Here is a 20116-nt window from a genome sequence, read left to right as displayed (position 1 = left end):
CGAACCGGCCGTTGATTATGCTCACGGCGAAAAATTGGGACGTCGAGATGAACTACCAGCGGTTTTTCGAAGAAGCGATCGACCAGATCCACGCCGAGCGCCGTTACCGTGTATTCGCCGATCTGGAACGCATCGTCGGAAAGTTTCCGCGCGCCATCTGGCGGTCCAACGGCAATGCCCAGGAGATCACCGTCTGGTGCTCGAACGACTATCTCGGCATGGGCCAGCACCCCGACGTGGTGTCGGCCATGCAGCAGGCGGCCGGCAACATGGGCACCGGCGCCGGCGGCACCCGCAACATTTCCGGCAACAACCACCCGCTGGTCGAGCTCGAGCTTGAGCTCGCCGACCTGCATGGCAAGGAAGCCGGCCTCGTCTTCACCTCGGGCTTCGTCTCCAATGAAGCGGCGATCTCGACCATCGCCAAGCTTTTGCCGAATTGCCTTGTCCTTTCGGACGAGCTCAACCACGCCTCGATGATCGAGGGCGTGCGCCGCTCCGGCGCCGAAAAGAAGATCTTCCGCCACAACGACGTCGCCCACCTCGAAAGTCTGCTGCAGGCGGCCGGCCGCGAACGGGCCAAGCTGATCGTGTTCGAGAGCGTCTATTCGATGGACGGCGACATCGCGCCGATCGAGGCGATCGCCGACCTTGCCGAGAAGTACAACGCCATGACCTATATCGATGAGGTCCATGCGGTCGGCATGTACGGCCCGCGCGGCGGCGGCATCACCGAGCGCGAGGGCCTGGCACATCGCATCGACATCATCGAAGGCACGCTCGCCAAGGCATTCGGCACGCTGGGCGGCTACATCACCGGCACCCGTGCGGTGATCGACGCCGTGCGCTCCTATGCGCCGGGCTTCATCTTCACCACCGCGCTGCCACCGGCGATCGCCGCCGCGACCACCGCTTCGATCCGGCATCTCAAGAATTCGCAGGCCGAGCGTGACGCCCAGCAGCGCCAGGCGGCCCGCGCCAAGAAGGTGCTGGCCGATGCCGGCCTGCCGGTGATGGAGTCGGCCACCCACATCGTGCCGATCCTCGTCGGCGACCCCGAGCTCTGCAAGATGGCCACCGACCGCCTGCTCGGCGTGCACGGCATCTATATCCAGCCGATCAACTATCCGACCGTGCCGCGCGGCACGGAGCGCCTGCGCATCACGCCGACCCCGTTCCACGACGACGGCCTGATCGAGACGCTGAAGGATGCCTTGATCGAGACCTGGAACGCGCTCGGCATCCCTTACCGCACCGAGGGCCACACCCAGGTCGCCAAGAGCGAGCGCATCGTGCCGCTGCTGGTGCCCAAGTCCGGCGGCTGACCAGCAGGTAGCTGTATTCAACGAAAAGGCCCGGAGCGGTTCGCTTCCGAGCCTTTTTCTTTCGTCAGAGATCCCTGATCCACTTCGCCAGGCGATGCGACGCTTCCTCGACCTGGTCGAGGCGGCGGTGGAAGCACAGGCGCAGGAAGCCCTCGCCGCCGGCACAGAAGGCCGTACCCGGCGCCAGGCCGACCAGTGCCTTGTCGACGATGTCGAAGGCGGCACGCTCGGCGTCCTTCATGCCGTCGACGGCGAAGAACAGATAGAAGGCTGCCGGCGGCACGCTGAAACGCACCCGACCCGTCTCGCCCAGAACCCTGCAGACGATGTCGCGCGCCTTTCCGGCCCGCTCCACCTGCTCGGCGATGAAGCCGTCGCCCCCGTCGAGGGCGGCGATGGCGCCGCGCTGCAGGAACTGCGCCACGCCCGACGTGGAATACTGCACCAGGTTCTCGAACATGCGGCTGAGCGAAGGATGCGTCTTCAGCCAGCCGACGCGCCAGCCGGTCATCGCCCAGTTCTTGGAGAAGGTGTTGACGAACAGGATCTTGTCCTCGGGCTCCATGATGTCCATGAAGGACGACGCCCGGCCGCCGCCGTAGTAGAACAGTGCATAGATCTCGTCGGCGACGATCCAGAGACCGTGCTTGCGGGCGAGGTCGAGGATCGCCTGCAAGGTCTCGCGGTCGGCGGTCCAGCCCGTCGGGTTGGACGGCGAATTGACGAAGATGACCTTCGTGCGCGGCGTGATCGCAGCCGCGATCTTCTCCACGTCGCAGGACCAGCCGTTGTCGGTCATGTCGAGCAGCACCGGCACGGGCCTGGCGCCGGCAATCCCCGCCGCGCCGGCGAAATTGGGCCAGGCCGGCGCCAGATAGATCGCCTCGTCGCCGGTGCCAGACGTCGCCTGCAGCGCCATGGTGATCGCCTGCATGCCACCGATGGTGACGATGAAGGAGTCGGCGCCGAAATCCTTGCCGAAATGGCGCTGGTGATAGCGCGCGATTGCCTGGCGCAGCTCCGGAATGCCGGCCTGCCAGGTATAGAAGGTTTCGCCGTTGGCGAGCCCACGGCTGGCGGCATCGCTGATGAAGGCAGGCGTCGGCATGTCGCTCTCGCCGGCCCAGAGCGGGATCAGGCCGGCGCGTTCGCGCCCGTAATTGGCCACCGCTTCGATGCCGCTCACCGGCGCGAGACGGGCTTCGGGGCGAACCATATCGATGAGGCTCATGATCATCCCAGGCTAGGAGTTGCTGCTAGCACCAACTCCTAGCGCGCCGCTGGCAACGAAAAAACCCCCGCTGGGCCAGCCACGCGGGGGTTTTCGGCATGCCAGCGAAGGACGTTACTTCTTCGCGAGAAGGTCGCGGATCTCGGTGAGCAGCACCACGTCGGCCGGCGGCGGTGGGGCCGGTTCGGCGGCCTTTTCCTTTTCCAGCTTCTTGCGCATCGTATTCACCGCCTTGACCATCAGGAAGATGATCCAGGCGAGGATAAGGAAGTTGATGACGACGGTGAAGAAGTTGCCGTATGCGAACACGGCACCCTGCTTCTTTGCCTCTTCCAAGGTCACCGCCGTGACCGACGACGACAGCGGCAAGAAGTAGTTGGAGAAATCGAAGCCGCCGAAGACGGCGCCGATGATCGGCATGATGATGTCGCCAACCAGCGACGACACGATAAGTCCGAAGGCGCCGCCGATGATCACGCCGACGGCAAGGTCCATCACATTGCCCTTGGAGATGAACTCCTGGAATTCCTTTAGCATTGAACCCTCCGTTCACGATCTGCAGAAAGGCGAATCGTTCCCCGCCGTCCGTCGCCGCGCGCCGCCACCATAACAAAAACCTCCGCGTGCAAAACCCGCCAATGCAACGATAGCGTACAAGCCGGACCAGACCCTGCGGAAAGCCTCTAGGCGACAAGGATAATGGACTTGGCTTCGAAGCTGTGATTGCCTCCCGCGAAAGGGCCCGGCAAGCGGCCCGGATCCGGAGAAAGCGCCCGACGTGCAAGGCCTGGCCATCGTCTTCATCGCCATCGCCTATGTGTCGCTGCTGTTCGCTATCGCGAGCATCGGCGACCGCCGTGCCGCCAGTTGGGCGCCCGGCCGGCCGCGGCCGTTCATCTATGCGCTGAGCCTCGCCATCTACTGCACCTCCTGGACGTTCTTCGGCTCGGTGGGGCTTGCCTCGGAGCGTGGGCCCGAATTCCTGGCCATCTATATCGGGCCGGTGCTGGTGTTCATGTTCGGCTTCCCGCTGCTCAGCCGCGTCATCAAGCTCGCCAAGGCCGAAAAGATTACCTCCATCGCCGACTTCCTCGGCGCCCGCTACGGCAAGAGCTTCACGGTCGCCTCCATCGCCACGCTGATCGCCACCGTGGGCGCGGTTCCCTACATCGCCCTACAGCTCAAGGCGATCTCGGGGTCGGTCAGCCTGATGGTCGAGCACTATAGCGGCTCGCCGCCGTCCTTCGATCCGTTCGTCAGCGACATCTCGCTGGTCGTGGCGCTGCTGCTCGCCCTGTTCGCCGTGCTGTTCGGCACCCGCCACGCCGACGCCACCGAGCACCAGAACGGGCTGGTCCTGGCCGTCGCGGTCGAGTCCATCGTCAAGCTCGTGGCGTTCCTTGCCGTCGGCCTTTTCGTCACCTTCGGCCTGTTCGGAGGCCTCGGCGACATGTTCAAGAGCTTCGCCGCCAACACGAAGGCGGCAGATGCCATGGGCTACGGCACCTCGCTCGGCACCTGGCTGGTCGTCACCGTCATGAGCGGCTTCGCCATCGTCATGCTGCCGCGCCAGTTCTACGTGATGATCGTCGAGAACCGCAGCGACAGCGAGCTGCGCACGGCCGCATGGGTGTTTCCGGCCTATCTGGTCGCCATCAACCTGTTCGTGCTGCCGATCGCCTTTGCCGGCCTCGCCGTCGTCGGCGGCGGCACCACGGGCGACCTCTACGTGCTGTCACTGCCGCTGTTCGAAGGCTACGACTTCCTGGCGATGGTGGCCTTCATCGGCGGCCTGTCCGCCGCCACCGCCATGGTCATCGTGGAAAGCGTGGCGCTGTCGATCATGATCTCCAACGACCTGGTGATCCCGATCTTCGTGCGCCGCCTCATCAACACCAAATCCGGCAACACCGAGGACTGGTCGGCGATCATCCTCAACATCCGCCGCGCCTCGATCTTCATCATCCTGTTCGTCGCCTTCCTCTACTACCGCGAAAGCACCAACAGCACGCGGCTCTCCTCGATCGGCCTGATGTCGTTCGCGGCCATCGCCCAGTTCGCGCCGGCCTTCATCGGCGGCCTGATCTGGCGGCGCGCCAATGCGCGCGGCGCAGCCCTCGGCATGACCGCCGGCATCGCCACCTGGTGCTACACCCTGCTCCTGCCCTCGCTGGCCTCGCCCGGTGCCTCGATCATCTCCGACGGCCTGTTCGGCGTAGAGGCGCTTCGCCCGCAGGCGCTTTTCGGCACCGTGGCCGAGCCGCTCAACCACGGTGTCCTCTGGAGCCTCGCCGTCAACACGCTGTTCGTCGTGCTCGGCTCGCTGTCGCGCGCATCCGTGCCGCTCGAACGCATCCAGGCGTCGATCTTCGTGCCGCGCGACACGAGCCCGATGCCGAGCCTGCGCCGCTTCCGCACGGCGATCACCGTCAACGACCTCAAGGACACGATCGCCCGCTACCTCGGCGTCGAGCGCACCGAACGCTCGTTCCAGACCTTCCAGAACGAGAGCGGCAGCAAGCTCGTCGGCAACGAGCAGGCGGGCATGGACGTCATCCGCTTCTCCGAGCAGTTGCTCGCCAGCGCGGTCGGCTCGTCCTCGGCCCGGCTGATCCTGTCGCTGCTGTTCAAGCGCGGCGACAACTCCGCCAAGGACACCTTCCGGCTGCTCGACGACGCCACCGAGGCGCTGCAGCACAACCGCGACCTGCTGCAGATCGCCCTCGACCAGATGGAACAGGGCATCACCGTCTTCGACCAGGACTTCAGGCTGATCTGCTGGAACCGCCAGTACCGGTCGCTGTTCGACCTGCCGGACGACATGGGCCAGGTCGGCGTCTCGATCGACCGCATCCTCGGCTACCTGGTGGCGCGCGGCGACATTGCGCAGGCCTCGCGCCTGACCGCGCTCAACCGCCTCACCGGCTTCGGCGGGCCATGGCAGCTCGAGCTCAAGACCAGCGGCCGCATCATCGAGATGCGCTCCAACCCGATGCCCGACGGCGGCATAGTGGCGACCTACACCGACATCTCGGCGCGCGTCGCCGCCGACCTCGCGCTCAAGCGCGCCAACGAGTCGCTGGAACAGCGGGTGAAGAGCCGCACCGCCGAACTCACCCGCGTCAACGAGGAGCTGGCGCAGGCGCAGATGCTCGCCGAGGAGGCCAATCTCGGCAAGACGCGCTTCCTGGCGGCCGCCGGCCACGACATCCTGCAGCCGCTCAACGCAGCCCGCCTCTACTGCTCGTCGCTGATCGAGAAGGCCGGCAAGGGGACGGCCGGCCAGGCGGCGCGCAACATCGAATCCTCGCTGGAATCGGTCGAGACGATCCTGGGCGCGGTGCTCGACATTTCGCGCCTCGACGCAGGTGCGATGAAGCCGGCCGAATCCGCCTTCCGCCTCGACGGCCTGCTGCGCCAGATCGGCACCGACTTCCAACCCATGGCGCGCGCCAAGGACCTCGACCTCGTCATCGTGCCGTCCAGGCTCGCGGTCGAGACCGACCGCAACCTCCTGCGCCGGCTGATCCAGAACCTGGTCTCAAACGCCATCAAATACACCCGCTCGGGGCGCATCCTCGTCGGCGTCAGGCGGCGCGGCGAACTCGCCGAGATCCAGGTCATCGACACCGGCATCGGCATCGACGCCGACAAGCTCGGCACCGTTTTCAACGAGTTCACCCGTCTCGACGACGGCGTGCGCGAAGCGCAGGGGCTGGGGCTCGGCTTGTCGATCGTCGACCGCATCGCGCGCGTGCTGAAGCTCGAAATCCGCATCCATTCGCTCAAGAACAAGGGCACGCGCTTCTCGGTCATCCTGCCTGTCACCACCGCCGAGGCCCTGCCGGCCGCCTCCGCCGCGCGGCCGCGCGTGCAGGCAGGTGCCGTGCTCGACGGCCTCAGGGTGACCTGCATCGACAACGACGCCCGCATCCTCGAAGGCATGCGCCTGCTGCTCGAAGGCTGGGGCTGCGCGGTGCGCACCTATTCGGGTACGGCCGAGTTCACTGCAGCCGCAACGGACGGCCCCGCGCCGGAGGTCATACTCGCCGACTACCATCTCGACGGCGAGAACGGCCTCGACGTCATCCAGGCCCTGCGCGCCAGCTTCGGCGAAACCACCCCCGCCGTGCTCATCACCGCCGATCGTTCGAACGAGGTGCGCGCGGCCGCCGACGCCATCGACATCATCGTGCTCAACAAGCCGCTGAAACCGGCAGTGCTCAGGACGTTGATGAACCGCATGCGGCGGATGGCCCACGCCGCGGAATAGGCTCAGGAGGCGATGCGCGGCTCGCTGCCGATCTTGGAGAGCAAGATCACCGCCTGGGTGCGGCTGTCGACGCCGAGCTTCTGCAGGATGGCCGAGACATGCGCCTTGATGGTCGCCTCCGACACGCCGAGCTCGTAGGCGATCTGCTTGTTCAACAGCCCTTCGGCCAGCATGCCCAGCACCCGCGTCTGCTGCGGCGTCAGCGACTGCAGGCGCTTGATGAGATCGGAAATCTCGGGATCGCGCTCGACGCCCAGGTCGATGTCGCTCGGCGCGATGATTTCACCCGACAGCACCGTCTCGATCGCCTCGCGGATCTCGTCCATGCTCGCCGACTTCGAGATGAAACCCGAAGCGCCGAGCTCCAGCGCGCGGCGGATGGTTTCCGGATCGTCGGTGGCCGAAACGATGACGACCGGAACCGTGGCATGGACGCCGCGCAGCGAGATCAGCCCCGACAGGCCGCTCGCGCCCGGCATCGAAAGGTCGAGCAGCACGATATCCAGGTCGTCATTGGCGGCGACGATCGCCTTGACGCTTTCGAAATCGCCGGCCTCGAGCACGCTCGACACATCGGCCAATCCGGCGATGGCCTGCTTGAGCGCGCCCCGAAATAACGGATGATCGTCTGCGATGACGAACTTGTGGCCTGCCGACAATTGTCCCTCCCGAGATCCCGGCCATCTGCGCGCCATGGACCGTCGGGCGCGATTATGCGGCCCGGTGGCGTCTTTTCAAGCAGTTAAACGGAGATCGGGCCTTCCGAATGCGCTTCATGCGCAACTTTCGGGCATCGGCGGGCGGTCGGCGGTTCAAGTCCGGTCGGGCGCCGGCGCCGGCTGGCCTGTCTTTTCGTTCTCGAAGTCCTTCACGATGTCCAGGAAGCTGCGGAAGAAGCGCTCCATGTAGCCCATCGTCTTCTCGAATTCCTCCTCGCTCGGCAGGGTCGATTCGAATTTCTGGGCGAGCGAGCCCTCGAGCTTGACGACACGCTGGTCGAGATCCTCCAGCTCCGCCTGCAGCCGGTCGATCTCGTCCTGCAGCGCCGAACGCTCGTCGGCGGCCAGCTTGCACACGAGCTGGCCGTCGCGGTCCTCGCAGATCGACATCTCGCCGGTCTGCGTGTCCATGCGCACGTAGCCCTTCTCCGTCTTCTCCATCTGGTAGCGCTGGACCTCGGCTGCCGAGGCGTTCCCCATGCCCAGGCCGGCCAGCAGCGGAACGAGCAGGATTGCACTCTGGCGCATGGCAATTCTCCATTTTCGACCTGGCGCCATTGTCGCGCCCCAATAGGCCCAAATTACGGTGGGGCGCGCCTCGCCCGCCCTTCCACGCATGATGCTTTCAGCCTATAGCGCCCCTATGACGAAGACCATCTACAAGATCTGCCCCGAGCCGCTGTGGCGCGACGCCGAGCGCAAGGAGGTTTTCGAAGGAGCCCCGGTCGATCTGGCCGACGGCTTCATCCATTTCTCGACCGCCGGACAGGTCAGGGAAACGGCGGCCAAGCACTTCGCCGGCCAGGCCGACCTGCTCCTGATCGCCATCGATGCCGACAGGCTCGGCGCGGCGCTGAAATACGAGGTCTCGCGCGGTGGCGCCTTGTTCCCGCATCTCTACGCCCCGCTCCAGACGGCAGCCGCCATCTGGACCCGGCCGCTGCCGCTCAAGGCAGACGGCAGCCACGATTTTCCGGAGCTCGAACGGGAATGAACGCACTCGACCGGCTTGGACGCCACCTGCTCTTCAGCTTCGATCCGGAGGCCGCGCACGGCCTGTCGATCAAGGCGCTGCGCTGCGGCCTGCCGGTCGGCGGCCGCGCCCCGCAGGATGCGCGGCTGAGGGTCAAGGTCGCCGGACTCGACTTCCCCAACCCGCTCGGCATGGCCGCCGGCTATGACAAGAACGCCGAGGTGCCCGATGCGCTGCTCGGCCTCGGCTTCGGCTTCGCCGAGGTGGGCACGGTCACGCCGCTGCCGCAGGCCGGCAACCCCAGGCCGCGCATCTTCCGCCTCGTCGAGGACGACGCCGTCATCAACCGGCTCGGCTTCAACAACGAGGGCCATGACGCTGCCGAGCGGCGGCTTGCGGCGCGCGCCGGACGCCAGGGCATCGTCGGCGTCAACATCGGCGCCAACAAGGACAGCGCCAACCGCATCGCCGACTACGTCATCGGCGTGAAGCGCTTTGCCCGCCACGCCTCCTATCTCACCGTCAACATCTCCTCGCCCAACACGCCGGGCCTGCGCAACATGCAGGCGCGCGAGCAGCTGGCCGAACTCCTGGCCAGCGTCATGATCGCCCGCGCCGAGGCCGGCCAGGCGGTGCCGATCTTCCTCAAGATCGCGCCCGACCTGCACGAGGCCGAACTGGAGGACATCGCCGCCGAAGTGACCGAAAAGGCGATCGACGGCATCATCGTCTCCAACACCACCATCGCGCGGCCACCGCTGCGCAGCCCGGCCAACACCGGCGAAACCGGCGGCCTCTCCGGCAAGCCGCTGTTTGCGCGCTCCACCGCCGTGCTCGCCCGCATGCGCAAGCTGGTCGGCCCCGAGCGCGCCATCATCGGCGTCGGCGGGGTGGATTCCACCGACACCGCGCTCGAGAAGATCCGCGCCGGCGCCGACCTCGTGCAGCTCTACACCGGCATGGTCTATGCCGGGCCGTCGCTGCCGGCCCGCATCGTCCGCGGCATGTCCGACTTCGCCCGGCGCGAAGGCCTCGAAAACATCTCCGAACTGCGCGACAGCAAGCTCGATCAGTGGGCCGCGACACCGCTGTAAAAAGCCGCGCGCGCCCTCGGCCGCAGCAGCGACCCTGGACGCTCCACCGTTTCCCCCTCCCCAGCGCATGATTCCCGTAAGCTGTGCAGTTGGACCGGTTTCTTCGCCCCGCGCAACCGGCTAACCTGGTCGGACAGTTCATTGCGCCGCACTGGTTCAGCATGCCGCTTCAGATCGTCAGCCACCCGGATTACGATGCCGGCTTCTCGCCGGGCCACCGTTTCCCGATGGGCAAATACACCCGGCTCATCGAGCGCCTCGGCGAACTGGGGCTGACGGCCGGCCTCACCCGTCCGGAACCGATCTCGCCCGAATGGCTGCGGCTGGCCCATGAGGACGGCTATGTCGGGCAGGTGCTGGCCTGCGCGGTGCCCCCGCACATCGAGCGCGAGATCGGCTTTCCCGTCGGCGAACGGGTGTCGCGACGCGCCCAACTCGCGGCCGGGGGGACGCTGCTCGCGGCGCGACTGGCGCTCGACCACGGCATCGCCTGCAACACGGCCGGCGGCAGCCACCATGCCAGGCGCTCCCAGGGCGCCGGCTTCTGCACCTTCAACGACGTGGCGGTCGCGGCGCTGGCGCTGCTCGCAGAGAGGCGCGTCGAGAACATCCTCGTCGTCGACCTCGACGTTCACCAGGGCGACGGCACCGCCGAGATCCTCGCCGGCGTAGCGGGGACCTTCACCTTCTCCATGCATGCCGAGAAGAACTATCCGGTGCGCAAGGTCGCCTCCAGCCTCGACATCGGCCTGCCCGACCGCACCGGCGATGATGCCTACCTGGCGACGCTGTCGGAGGCACTCGGCAGCCTGTCGGCGATGCGCCGCTGGGACCTCGTCTTCTACAATGCCGGCGTCGACCCCCACCGCGACGACCGGCTCGGCCGCCTCGCCTTGAGCGACGACGGCCTGCGCCGGCGCGAGCGCCTGGTCATCGAGCATTTCCGCGCAGCGGGCGCGCCGCTCTGCGGCGTCATCGGAGGCGGATATTCGACCGACGTCGCCGCGCTCGCCGCCCGCCACGCGATCCTGTTCGAGACGGCAGCCGGCTTCGCCTGAGCTATTTGCGGTAGCTGAACAGCCTGAGGACGACGAAAGCCGGGATGACGATCGCGGCACCCAAGAGGATGTAGCCCAGGAAGCGGTCGATGGCGCGGAAGCCCATGCGCCAGATGTCGAGGAAGAAATCGCGGATGCCGTAGAGCACGTCCCAGGGCGACCAGCCGAAGGCGTTCATCACGATGCCGACCAGGAAGGAGATGACCAGGAGCTTGATGAGCACCCGAAGCGGGGTGTCGCCGAGAAAACGCGCCAGTCCGTTCAAGTCAGTCTCCTGCGATTCTTAGGCCTACCCCGGAATATCGCGATTGCGGCGCGCGCTTCAAGATGCGGCAGCGGGGCATATCGGCGAAGATCTCTTCGAGTGCCATTGCCGAGCGGGATGCGCGATGCTAACCAAGTGCCCGCGCGGGTATGATGTAATGGTAGCCTGTCAGCTTCCCAAGCTGAACGCGCGGGTTCGATTCCCGCTACCCGCTCCAGCTTTCAAATCAAGGTCTTGAGCCATGATCGACCGCCCCGCGGTCATCACGCGTCCAAAGCCGTCGTTGCGGAATCGGCCACCACAATAGCAGTTCTGGCAAAGGCCGGCTTTCTGATCGGATGCCGCGGGCCGGTGGCCTGCGGCATCCTGTTTCGAAGCTCTGTCGGTCAATCCTTGCCGTAGATGTCGAAGTCGAAATACTTGGCGTTGATCTTGGCGTAGGTGCCGTCGGCCACGATCGCGGCGATCGCCGCGTTCAGCTTCTCGCGCAGCGGGTCGCCCTTGCGCACGGCGATGCCGGTCAAGGACTCCGTGCCCTTGAGGTCGCCCACCAGCTTGCAGCAGTCGTTGCCGGTGGTCTTCATCCAATCGACCAGCACGAACTTGTCAGACACCACCGCATCGAGACGTCCGTTGGTGAGGTCGGCCATGGCTTCGTCCTGCGTCGGATAGAGCTTCACGTCGGCGCCGGCCTTGGCATATTTGTCCTCGGCGTAGATGGCCTGCGTCGTCGAGGCCTGCGCGCCGACGGTCTTGCCGTTGAGCGCGTCCGGCTCCGGCGAGGCCAGGGTCGTGTCCTTCAGCGCCACCAGCGCCAGCGGCGTGGTGTAGTACTTGTCGGTGAAATCGACCTGCTGCTTGCGCTCCTCGGTGATGGTCATCGAGGCGATGATGGCGTCGAACTTGCCGCCCTGCAGCGCCGGGATGATGCCGTCCCAGTCCTGGGTGACCCACTCGCACTCCACCTTCATCTGGGCGCAGAGCGCGTTGCCGACGTCGATATCGAAGCCGGCGAGCTTGCCGTCGGCCGTCATGGTGTTGAAGGGCGGATAGGCGCCTTCCGTGCCGAGCTTGAGCTTGCCGCCCTCCTGCGCCGAGGCGGCGCCGGCGCCCAACAGAAGGACCGCCAGCGCGGCGGAGCACGCGAATCTTCTGGAAATCTGCATTTTCTTCTCCGTTGTCGAACCACTCTTTCTTGGCGAGTGTTCCCACCTTCCAGCCAATCACACAGGCCGGCAACGGACAAGCAAAGTCTTGATAAGGCTGGGCTACCTTAGGTCATGCGGAAGTGCTTGGACAGCTTGAGGCCCTGCGCCTGGTAGTTGGAGCCCAGGTCCGAGCCGTACAGCGCGCGCGGGCGTGCCAGCATGTGCTCATAGACGAGGCGGCCGACGATCTGGCCATGTTCGAGGATGAACGGCACCTCGTGGCTGCGCACCTCGAGCACGGCGCGGCTGCCGGTGCCGCCGGCGGCGGAGTGGCCGAAGCCGGGGTCGAAGAAGCCTGCATAATGAACCCGGAACTCGCCCACCAGCGGATCGAACGGGGTCATCTCGGCGGCGTAGAGCGGCGGCACATGCACCGCCTCGCGCGAAACCAGGATGTAGAACTCGTCGGGGTCGAGCACCAGTTCGCCGGCGCCGTGGTTGTGGATCGGCTCCCAGAAATCGACGACCGCATGGGCCGCGCGCTTGTCGACGTCGACGAGGCCGGTGTGATGCTTGCCGCGGTAGCCGACGATGCTGCCCGGCTCTCCGCCGAGGTCGATGGAGAGAGCGATGCCCCCGCCCGAAATGTTGGGCGGATCGATCGCCACCAGCCGGTCGGAGACGTGCAGCGCATGCAGCTCCGCCTCCGACAGCAGCGCATTGCCCTTGCGGAAACGGATCTGCGACAGGCGCGAGCCCTTGCGCACGACGATCGGGAAGGTGCGCGGGCTGACTTCGAGATAGAGCGGACCGGCGTAGCCCGCCGCGATCTTGTCGAACTCCTGGCCGCGGTCGGTCATGACGCGGGTGAAGATGTCGAGACGGCCGGTCGAGCTCTTGGGATTGGCCGAGGCCGAGATGTCGGCCGGCAGGTTGAGCGTCTCCTGCAGCGGCACGATGTAGACGCAGCCCGTTTCCAGCACCGCGCCATCGGCCAGGTCGATCTCGTGCAGCTTGAGCCGGTCGAGCTTGGCCTGCACCAGGTGCACTGGCCCCGGCAGGAAGCTGGCGCGCACGCGAAAGGCCTTGGCGCCGAGGCGCAGGTCGAGGCTTGCCGGCTGGATCTGGTCGGCGTCGAGCGGCGGTGCGGCCAGCGCACCCGAAGCGAACAAAGCCGCGATGTCCTGGTCCGGAAGAATGCCCGACTGCCGCATTGGCCAACTCCTCTACAACGCCGGCCCGACCGTGCGGCAAGGACGCTGCAGCGCTCGATGCCCATGGACCCGGCCTTCGGACCATGCGCGTGGCCCAAAACGTTTAGTCGAGCCCGCGATTGACGCAAGGCGGGCTTGGGTCTAAAGGACCTTTATCCCGTGGTGATTTGGCCGGTCGGCTTGCAGCCACGTTAAACAAGTCGCTAAAGGGCCGCAGTTGGACCGGTTTGCGACTTCTCGCGGCCGGTTTTTTTGTATTTGGAAGTCGCTATGACCACCGACAAGACACGCAACTGGAAACCCCAGACCACCCTCGTCCACGGCGGCACGCTCCGCTCGGAATTCGGCGAGACGTCCGAAGCGATCTACCTGACCCAGGGCTATGTCTACGACAGCGCCGAAAGTGCCGAGGCACGCTTCAAGGGCGAGACGCAGGGCTTCATCTATTCGCGCTACGCCAACCCGACCGTCGACATGTTCGAGAAGCGCATGTGTGCGCTCGAAGGCGCGGAAGACGCCCGCGCCACCGCTTCTGGCATGGCTGCGGTCGCCGCCGCCATTCTCTGCAGCCTCAAGGCCGGCGACCACATCGTCGCGGCGCGGGCGCTGTTCGGTTCCTGCCGCTGGATCGTCGAGACGCTGGCGCCCAAATACGGCATCCAGGCGACGCTGGTCGACGGCACCAGGATCGAGAACTGGGAACGGGCTATCCAGCCCAACACCAAGCTCTTCTTCCTCGAAAGCCCGACCAACCCGACGCTGGAGGTGATCGACATCGCCGCCGTGGCCCAGCTCGCCAACTCGATCGGCGCGCGCGTCGTCGTCGACAACGTCTTCGCCACCCCGATGCAGCAGAAGCCGCTCGAGCTCGGCGCCCACATCGTCGTCTACTCGGCCACCAAGCACATCGACGGCCAGGGCCGCTGCCTCGGCGGCGTGATCCTGTCCGACAAGAAGTGGATCGACGAGAACCTGCACGACTATTTCCGCCACACCGGTCCGAGCCTGTCTCCGTTCAATGCCTGGACGCTGCTCAAGGGCCTGGAGACGCTGCCGCTGCGCGTGCGCCAGCAGACCGAGACCGCCGGCAAGATCGCCGACTTCCTCGCCGGGCGGCCGGAAATTTCGCGCCTGATCTATCCGGGCCGCGCCGACCATCCGCAGGCCGACATCGTCCGGAAGCAGATGAAGGGCGGCTCGACGCTGATCTGCTTCGACGTCAAGGGCGGCAAGAAGGCGGCCTTCGCCTTCGAGAACGCGCTCCGGATCATCCTGATCTCGAACAACCTCGGCGACTCCAAGAGCCTGATCACCCATCCGGCGACCACCACGCACAAGAACCTCACCGACGAGGCGCGCGCCGAACTCGGCATCGACGACGGCACGCTGCGCCTGTCGGTCGGCCTCGAGGACACCGACGACCTGCTCAACGACATCGGCGACGCGCTGAAGAAGCTCGGTTAGTATCGTTCGACTACGCAAGACGCTTGCTGTTCCGAATACAATCTCCTACCAGTTATCTGGTAGGAGATGCCAGCTAAAGCGGAGATTGCTGTGCGCCATGCATTGTCGTTGCTTTCGATAGCGGCCTTCACTTCCCCTGCCCTTGCCCAAGCCATCGACAGCAACGGTGCCAGCGCGCTCCAGACAAGTCTATCGGCTTATTTCGGCTCCACAGTATTCGACGAAGGTGCGATCCGCATCGTGCCGAGCGGAAACTCCTACCGCCTCGAAGCTGACTTCAACGCCATTATGGGCCTGCTGCCGGGCGGCGCGTCGTTCGATCCCTCCCCGCTGCTTCTCGACCTCAAGCCGTTGCCAGACGGAACCTGGGAGCTCGCCAATACCCTGCGTACGAGCGGGTGGTTCGACTCAAAGGTGCCGGAGGCAGCGATGTCTGCAAACTGGAGTATCGCCAACGGCCAGCTGAAAGGTACATACGATCCGGCACTGGCTGCATTCTCGAGCATGAAGATGTCCGGGGGCGCGATCTCGCTGACGATGCGGGAACCCGCCAAGGACACACAGGTTACAATCGGCAAGGCAAACATCGAAATGCAGGCCGAGCGATCGGCCAAGAGCGGTATCGATATTTCAGCAACGCAGAACCTGTCCGACTTTGTCGAGACTGTAACACTGAGGGACGAAGGAACAGAGCTGCAGGTCATGCTGCAGGCAAAGAGGGTCGCCGCTCAAACCACGGCGGCAGGGCTGCAGTCGAAGCCGTTTCTCGACTTCCTGGCCTTTGCCGTCGCGAATGCTGATCCGGCGAAATTCAAGGCGAAGCAGGCCGAACTGAAAACGCTGTTGTTGGCGGCATTTCCGCTCTGGAACAGGCTGCGAGGCGATCAGCAATGGTATGACATAAAGGTCATCACGCCATTTGGAACTTTCGGTGCGGCGAAGGTAGAAGTGACCGGATCCTTGGACGGCATCAGCGGACAAAGCACAGCCAGCTACCGCGGTCAGGCGACCGGCCTTACCGGTCCCACTCATCTCCTGCCGGCTTGGGCCGTTCCACTGGTTCCTTCCGATATAGACATCGGTCTCGGTGCCAAAGATCTCGATGTCGAAACTCCACTGTTGACCCTCATCGCCGCTTTCGACCTCAACAAGGAACCGCCCGTGCCCGACGATGTGGGCGAGCTGATGCAACGTGATTTCCTTGACAAGCAGCCGAGGCTCACCATCCCGCGCAGTACGATGGGCAACGCGGATTACAGGATCGCTGTGGAAGGCGAGATAACCGTTGTCGACGAGAAGCCGGCACTGCGTGCCGTTGTCGACCTGTCCGGCTATGACAAGGTCGTCGAGGCCACAAAGGCCGGTGCAGTGACGGACCCTACAGCCATGAGGATCTACACCAGTCTGCTTGCGCTGAAAGGGCTTGCAAAGACGAAGCCGGGCGGCCTGTTGCAATGGGCCATCGAAACAAGACAGGACGGTGCGTTGCTCGTGAATGGCACGATGCTGGGTTCGCCGGATCCCAAGCCTTGACCACTGTCTCGAACAATCTCGGCGACTCCAAGAGCCTGATCACCCATCCGGCGACCACCACGCACAAGAACCTCACCGACGAGGCGCGCGCCGAACTCGGCATCGACGACGGCACGCTGCGCCTGTCGGTCGGCCTCGAGGACGCCGACGACCTGCTCAACGACATCGGCGACGCGCTGAAGGCCGCCCGCTGAGATTTCCGGCGGCCCCAGGCGGGCAAGCAGTTAGACAAAAGAGGGGCGCTCCGGTCGACCGGGGCGCCCTTCTTCTTCGTTGCAGTCAGGGCAGCTTGGTCTCGTAGACGTAGAGCTTGGTCTCGTTGTCCTCGGGCGCCGCGGTCAGGCGAATGCCGGTTTCGGTCTTCTCGACCAGCACCGGATTGCCGGTGATCGACTTGCCCTTCTCGGTCCAGATCTGCACGGGCACCTGGAACACGGGGCGGCCTTCCTTGAGGTCGATCACATCGATGCCGCCGAGGCGGAACAGCTGTCCATCCGGGCCCGGGCGGTATTCGGTCAGGCCGGTGCAGACCGCCTGGCCAGGCTTCGCCAGCCCGCAATCCTGATAGTCGATATAGTGCGAGGGATTGAGCGTGCGGGTCTTCTCGGGGTCGAGCGCCGCGTCCGGCACAGTGAGGTCCTCTGTCACCTTCCAGGTGTAGAACCGGCGCGAACCCCAGCTTACGGCATGCAGCGTGCTCTGCTCGGCATCGTAGACGACGCCGCCGATGTGGTCGGGGAAGCGGAAGACCTCCGTGGCCTCGAGCGTCTCCGGATCGACGCGGTAGACGATCGACTTGCTGTTCGGGCGATATTCGGCGACCGGCACCCACAGCCAGCGGCCGTCGTAGTCGATGCCGCCGGGATGGTAGATGGCCCCCTCGCCGAGCTTCACCTCTGCGACGAGCTTGCCGTCGGCGTCGAGCTTGAACAGGTGCCCGGCGCCCTTGCCCTCGTCGCGGTCCATGCCGTTCTGCGGCGTCTCGTATTTCTTGGTGCGCTCGATGATCTCGACCGACGACATGAACAGGGAGCCGCCGACGCGCGCGAAGCCTTGCGGATGGAAGGTGTCGAAACCGAGCAACGAGGACTTGACCAGCGTCCACTCCGTGCCCCTGGTCAGCTTGCCGATGCTGTCCGCCAGGTCGTCGGCGCGGGCGGCAGTGCCGGCCAGGCAGACGGATGCGAGGAGGAGTGTGAAGAGACGTTTCATTGCAGTGATTCCTTGTCGTTGGACGACGCGGAAACTCACGCTCGCGCATGACGCGCGGGTGACACATGGGTGTCGGTTATGCGAAACCCCCGCCATGTGCCGATCACATTCGGCGTGAACAAGTCGATCAGTTGTTGACCGCCCGCGGCAAGGGGCGGACCCTAGCGTGAAGGTCATGGAGCGCAGCATGTATCGCGCGGTCACCCGCAACATCGCCGTCGAGGTCGAGCCGTTCTACCTCGAGGAGCGATCCGACCCTTCCGAGAACCACTACGTCTGGGGTTATCGCGTCACCATCGAAAACAATTCCGACGAGTTCGTGCAGCTCTTGTCGCGCTACTGGCACATCACCGACGCGGCCGGCAAGATCGAGGAAGTGCGCGGCCCGGGCGTCGTCGGCGACCAGCCCGAGCTCAACCCTGGCGACAGCTATCAATACACGTCCGGCTGCCCGCTCTCGACGCCGTCGGGCATCATGGTCGGGCGCTACACCATGCGCAACGAGGCGGGCGAGCTGTTCGACATAGCGATTCCCGCCTTCTCACTCGACCTGCCCAATGTGCGGCACCGGCTGAACTGAGCTATCCGGCTGCGGCGAACTCGCCCGGATCGAACTCGTAGGCCTTCGAGCAGAACTCGCAGTTGACGTGAATCCGGCCGCCTTCGACGCTGTCCTTGATCTCTTCGGCCGAGAAGCCCTGCAGGATGCCGCGGATCTTGTGATCCGAGCACGAGCAGTCGTCGGCGACATGCACGCCCTCATAGACGCGCACGCCGTGCTCGTGGAACAGCCGGTAGAGCAGCCTTTCGGCGCCCACGGTCGGATCGATCAGTTCGGTCGGCTCGATGGTCGCGACCAGCGCCAGCAGCTCCTGCCAGGCATTATCCTCGGGCTCGGCCGCGATATCGCGCTCGTCGCCGTCGCCGCCATGGATGTCCTGCACCCGCCGGCGCTCGGGCGAGTCCGGCAGGAACTGGGCCAAGAGCCCTCCGGCGCGCCAGTGCTCGCCGCCGCCCTCGCCCGGAAGCACCAGCTTGGCAACAGACAGGCGCAGGTCGGTCGGGATCTGCTCCGACTGGCGGAAATAGGTGCGCGCCGCCTCTTCGAGCGAAATGCCGTTGAGCTCGACGATGCCCTGGTAGCGCTGGGTGTGCGCACCCTGGTCGATGGTCAGCGCCAGCACGCCGGTGCCCAAAAGGTCCTCGGGCGCGGTCATGCCGGCCTTGATCGCCGCCTCGATGCGGTCGGCGTCGAAGCGGGCATAGGCGCGCAGCGAATGCGGCGTCGTGAAGTCGGCCACCAGCATGTCCACCGGCCCGTCGGTGCGGGTCTGCAGGATGAACTTGCCCTCGAACTTGAGCGACGTGCCGAGCAGCACCGTGACCACGCAGGCCTCGGCGAGCAGCCTGGCCACGGGCTCGGGATAGTCATGGCGGTCGAGAATCTGGTCGAGCAAGGGCCCGAGCTGCACTGTGCGGCCGCGCACGTCGAGCGGCTCCACCGCGAAAGGAACGACATGGTCGTCGCCGGCGAACCCGAACTCGCCGAGCCTGCGTTCGGTCTCAGTCACTGGATATGTTTCCCATACAATGAATTCTGCGAGCCGTCGGCCAGCCGGCGGTCGCAGAACAAGGCATCAATAGATTGTGTTGATCCCGCCCCAGATAGGGTTGCGGGATCGGCCATTCAAGCGCCGAGGCACCAGGCCAGCACGGCCTTCTGCGCATGCAGCCGGTTCTCGGCCTCATCGAACACCACCGAATTGGGCCCGTCGATCACCTCGTCGGTGACTTCCTCGCCGCGATGCGCCGGCAGGCAGTGCATGAACAGCGCGTCCGGCTTGGCATGCTTCATCAGCTCGGCATTGACCTGATAGGGCAGGAAGACGTTGTGGCCGCGGGCGCGGTGCTCCTGGCCCATCGACACCCAGCAATCGGTGACCACAGCGTCGACGCCGCTGACGGCTGCCTCCGCATCGCGCGTCATCATCACCTTGCCGCCATTGGCGTGGGCCCAGTCGACGTACTTCTGCTCAGGCTCGCTGCCTTCCGGCACGGCCATGTTGACGTTGAAGCGGAAGCGCGCAGAGGCCTCGAGCAGCGAATGCAGCACGTTATTGCCGTCGCCGGTCCAGGCAAAGGTCTTGCCGGCAACCGGGCCGCGATGCTCCTCGAAGGTGAGGATGTCGGCCATCAGCTGGCACGGATGGGTGTCGTCGGTAAGGCCGTTGATGACCGGGACCGTGGCGTTCTCGGTCAGCTCGAGCAGCCGGTCATGTTCAGTCGTGCGGATCATGATCGCGTCGACATAGCGCGACAGCACCTTGGCGGTGTCGGCGATCGACTCCGAACGGCCGAGCTGCATCTCGGTACCGGTCAGCATGATCGTCTCGCCGCCGAGCTGGCGCATGCCGACGTCGAACGAGATGCGCGTGCGCGTCGACGGCTTGTCGAAGATCATCGCCAGCACCTTGCCCTCGAGGGGCTTGGATCGTTCGCCAGCTTTCAGGCGCGCCTTGCGCGCCGCCGCATCGTCCAGAATCCCGCGAAGGTCGCTCCCGGACAGGGCCGAGAGGTCGGTGAAGTGACGAATTGCGCTGGTCATAA

The 20116-nt window shown here is 65.4% G+C and carries 18 protein-coding genes, 1 tRNA gene, 1 pseudogene and 1 riboswitch; of the genes and pseudogenes, 10 read left to right on the top strand and 10 right to left on the bottom strand.

All coding sequences use genetic code 11. The features are described from left to right. Nucleotides 1–47 precede the first annotated feature (47 nt). Complete coding sequence (hemA, locus tag AmiPiv_RS05540) at nt 48–1325, top strand: 5-aminolevulinate synthase (protein ID WP_340036315.1); 1278 nt, start codon at nt 48–50, stop codon at nt 1323–1325. A 64-nt stretch (nt 1326–1389) separates the two neighbouring features. Here the strand turns inward: hemA and AmiPiv_RS05535 are convergent, their stop codons facing one another. After that, on the bottom strand, nt 1390–2556 hold the full coding sequence (locus AmiPiv_RS05535; protein ID WP_340036314.1) for a pyridoxal phosphate-dependent aminotransferase: 1167 nt from the start codon (nt 2554–2556) through the stop codon (nt 1390–1392). Between the two features lie 114 nt (nt 2557–2670). Further along, nucleotides 2671–3093: a large conductance mechanosensitive channel protein MscL gene (gene mscL, locus AmiPiv_RS05530; RefSeq protein WP_340036313.1), complete on the bottom strand. Its 423-nt coding sequence runs from the start codon at nt 3091–3093 to the stop codon at nt 2671–2673. A 241-nt stretch (nt 3094–3334) separates the two neighbouring features. Here mscL and AmiPiv_RS05525 point away from each other — a divergent pair, with 241 nt between their 5' ends. Next, complete coding sequence (locus AmiPiv_RS05525; protein WP_340036312.1) at nt 3335–6829, top strand: hybrid sensor histidine kinase/response regulator; 3495 nt, start codon at nt 3335–3337, stop codon at nt 6827–6829. Nucleotides 6830–6831: 2 nt separating this feature from the next. Here the strand turns inward: AmiPiv_RS05525 and AmiPiv_RS05520 are convergent, their stop codons facing one another. Both AmiPiv_RS05520 and AmiPiv_RS05515 read right to left on the bottom strand, forming a co-directional pair. Then, nucleotides 6832–7524 (bottom strand): response regulator, encoded by a 693-nt coding sequence (locus AmiPiv_RS05520; RefSeq protein WP_429096925.1) that lies wholly within the window; start codon nt 7522–7524, stop codon nt 6832–6834. A 117-nt stretch (nt 7525–7641) separates the two neighbouring features. Beyond that, on the bottom strand, nt 7642–8076 hold the full coding sequence (locus tag AmiPiv_RS05515; protein ID WP_445206900.1) for a hypothetical protein: 435 nt from the start codon (nt 8074–8076) through the stop codon (nt 7642–7644). 115 nt (nt 8077–8191) lie between these two features. On the opposite strand from AmiPiv_RS05515, the gene AmiPiv_RS05510 reads away from it, so the two are divergent. From AmiPiv_RS05510 to AmiPiv_RS05500, 3 genes are all read left to right on the top strand, one after another. Next, nucleotides 8192–8542: a DUF952 domain-containing protein gene (locus tag AmiPiv_RS05510; protein ID WP_340036310.1), complete on the top strand. Its 351-nt coding sequence runs from the start codon at nt 8192–8194 to the stop codon at nt 8540–8542. Next, on the top strand, nt 8539–9615 hold the full coding sequence (locus tag AmiPiv_RS05505) for a quinone-dependent dihydroorotate dehydrogenase (RefSeq protein WP_340036309.1): 1077 nt from the start codon (nt 8539–8541) through the stop codon (nt 9613–9615). The genes AmiPiv_RS05510 and AmiPiv_RS05505 overlap by 4 nt, the downstream gene beginning before the upstream one ends. A gap of 161 nt (nt 9616–9776) precedes the next feature. Continuing rightward, nucleotides 9777–10673, top strand: coding sequence for a histone deacetylase family protein (locus AmiPiv_RS05500; RefSeq protein WP_340036308.1), 897 nt, complete (start codon nt 9777–9779; stop codon nt 10671–10673). A 1-nt stretch (nt 10674) separates the two neighbouring features. Here the strand turns inward: AmiPiv_RS05500 and AmiPiv_RS05495 are convergent, their stop codons facing one another. After that, complete coding sequence (locus tag AmiPiv_RS05495) at nt 10675–10938, bottom strand: DUF6460 domain-containing protein (protein WP_340036307.1); 264 nt, start codon at nt 10936–10938, stop codon at nt 10675–10677. A gap of 143 nt (nt 10939–11081) precedes the next feature. Between AmiPiv_RS05495 and AmiPiv_RS05490 the strand changes: the two genes are divergently transcribed. Next, a tRNA-Gly gene (locus AmiPiv_RS05490) sits at nt 11082–11155 on the top strand. 169 nt (nt 11156–11324) lie between these two features. Here AmiPiv_RS05490 and AmiPiv_RS05485 read toward each other — a convergent pair. Both AmiPiv_RS05485 and AmiPiv_RS05480 read right to left on the bottom strand, forming a co-directional pair. Next, nucleotides 11325–12104 (bottom strand): ABC transporter substrate-binding protein, encoded by a 780-nt coding sequence (locus tag AmiPiv_RS05485; RefSeq protein WP_340036306.1) that lies wholly within the window; start codon nt 12102–12104, stop codon nt 11325–11327. 107 nt (nt 12105–12211) lie between these two features. Further along, complete coding sequence (locus AmiPiv_RS05480) at nt 12212–13300, bottom strand: 2'-deoxycytidine 5'-triphosphate deaminase (protein ID WP_340036305.1); 1089 nt, start codon at nt 13298–13300, stop codon at nt 12212–12214. Nucleotides 13301–13449: 149 nt separating this feature from the next. Further along, nucleotides 13450–13527, top strand: a riboswitch (SAM riboswitch). Nucleotides 13528–13570: 43 nt separating this feature from the next. Here AmiPiv_RS05480 and AmiPiv_RS05475 point away from each other — a divergent pair. From AmiPiv_RS05475 to AmiPiv_RS05465, 3 genes and pseudogenes are all read left to right on the top strand, one after another. Then, entirely contained in the window at nt 13571–14764 is a 1194-nt protein-coding gene (locus AmiPiv_RS05475; protein ID WP_340036304.1) for an O-succinylhomoserine sulfhydrylase, read from the top strand. Between the two features lie 90 nt (nt 14765–14854). Next, on the top strand, nt 14855–16297 hold the full coding sequence (locus AmiPiv_RS05470) for a hypothetical protein (RefSeq protein ID WP_340036303.1): 1443 nt from the start codon (nt 14855–14857) through the stop codon (nt 16295–16297). Continuing rightward, a pseudogene (locus AmiPiv_RS05465) lies at nt 16270–16491 on the top strand (PLP-dependent transferase); the annotation flags it as partial. The gene AmiPiv_RS05470 and the pseudogene AmiPiv_RS05465, both read left to right, overlap by 28 nt. Before the next feature lie 85 nt (nt 16492–16576). Here AmiPiv_RS05465 and AmiPiv_RS05460 read toward each other — a convergent pair. Next, nucleotides 16577–17509 carry a DUF6454 family protein gene (locus AmiPiv_RS05460; protein WP_340036302.1) on the bottom strand — a complete coding sequence of 311 codons (933 nt, stop codon included), beginning with the start codon at nt 17507–17509 and terminating at the stop codon, nt 16577–16579. 187 nt (nt 17510–17696) lie between these two features. Between AmiPiv_RS05460 and apaG the strand changes: the two genes are divergently transcribed. Further along, on the top strand, nt 17697–18089 hold the full coding sequence (apaG, locus tag AmiPiv_RS05455) for a Co2+/Mg2+ efflux protein ApaG (protein ID WP_340036301.1): 393 nt from the start codon (nt 17697–17699) through the stop codon (nt 18087–18089). Between the two features lies 1 nt (nt 18090). Here the strand turns inward: apaG and AmiPiv_RS05450 are convergent, their stop codons facing one another. Both AmiPiv_RS05450 and argF read right to left on the bottom strand, forming a co-directional pair. Continuing rightward, on the bottom strand, nt 18091–19080 hold the full coding sequence (locus AmiPiv_RS05450; protein WP_340036300.1) for an Hsp33 family molecular chaperone: 990 nt from the start codon (nt 19078–19080) through the stop codon (nt 18091–18093). Between the two features lie 116 nt (nt 19081–19196). Beyond that, nucleotides 19197–20114: an ornithine carbamoyltransferase gene (argF, locus tag AmiPiv_RS05445; protein ID WP_340036299.1), complete on the bottom strand. Its 918-nt coding sequence runs from the start codon at nt 20112–20114 to the stop codon at nt 19197–19199. Nucleotides 20115–20116 lie beyond the last annotated feature (2 nt).

Origin of the sequence: Aminobacter sp. Piv2-1 (genome assembly GCF_037625995.1) — a bacterium.
Taxonomy (GTDB): Bacteria; Pseudomonadota; Alphaproteobacteria; order Rhizobiales; family Rhizobiaceae; genus Aminobacter.
The sequence above is the reverse complement of the archived record's forward strand: the minus strand, read 5'-3'. Positions and strand labels throughout refer to the sequence as shown.

What these genes read in the sequence shown, in the direction of transcription:
- hemA (WP_340036315.1), top strand. Translation starts at nt 48, where the DNA reads ATGAACTACCAGCGGTTTTTCGAAGAAGCGATCGACCAGATCCACGCC.
- AmiPiv_RS05535 (WP_340036314.1), bottom strand. Translation starts at nt 2,556, where the DNA reads ATGAGCCTCATCGATATGGTTCGCCCCGAAGCCCGTCTCGCGCCGGTG.
- mscL (WP_340036313.1), bottom strand. Translation starts at nt 3,093, where the DNA reads ATGCTAAAGGAATTCCAGGAGTTCATCTCCAAGGGCAATGTGATGGAC.
- AmiPiv_RS05520 (WP_429096925.1), bottom strand. Translation starts at nt 7,524, where the DNA reads ATGGCGCGCAGATGGCCGGGATCTCGGGAGGGACAATTGTCGGCAGGC.
- AmiPiv_RS05515 (WP_445206900.1), bottom strand. Translation starts at nt 8,076, where the DNA reads ATGCGCCAGAGTGCAATCCTGCTCGTTCCGCTGCTGGCCGGCCTGGGC.
- AmiPiv_RS05510 (WP_340036310.1), top strand. Translation starts at nt 8,192, where the DNA reads ATGACGAAGACCATCTACAAGATCTGCCCCGAGCCGCTGTGGCGCGAC.
- AmiPiv_RS05505 (WP_340036309.1), top strand. Translation starts at nt 8,539, where the DNA reads ATGAACGCACTCGACCGGCTTGGACGCCACCTGCTCTTCAGCTTCGAT.
- AmiPiv_RS05500 (WP_340036308.1), top strand. Translation starts at nt 9,777, where the DNA reads ATGCCGCTTCAGATCGTCAGCCACCCGGATTACGATGCCGGCTTCTCG.
- AmiPiv_RS05485 (WP_340036306.1), bottom strand. Translation starts at nt 12,104, where the DNA reads ATGCAGATTTCCAGAAGATTCGCGTGCTCCGCCGCGCTGGCGGTCCTT.
- AmiPiv_RS05480 (WP_340036305.1), bottom strand. Translation starts at nt 13,300, where the DNA reads ATGCGGCAGTCGGGCATTCTTCCGGACCAGGACATCGCGGCTTTGTTC.
- AmiPiv_RS05475 (WP_340036304.1), top strand. Translation starts at nt 13,571, where the DNA reads ATGACCACCGACAAGACACGCAACTGGAAACCCCAGACCACCCTCGTC.
- AmiPiv_RS05460 (WP_340036302.1), bottom strand. Translation starts at nt 17,509, where the DNA reads ATGAAACGTCTCTTCACACTCCTCCTCGCATCCGTCTGCCTGGCCGGC.
- apaG (WP_340036301.1), top strand. Translation starts at nt 17,697, where the DNA reads ATGTATCGCGCGGTCACCCGCAACATCGCCGTCGAGGTCGAGCCGTTC.
- argF (WP_340036299.1), bottom strand. Translation starts at nt 20,114, where the DNA reads ATGACCAGCGCAATTCGTCACTTCACCGACCTCTCGGCCCTGTCCGGG.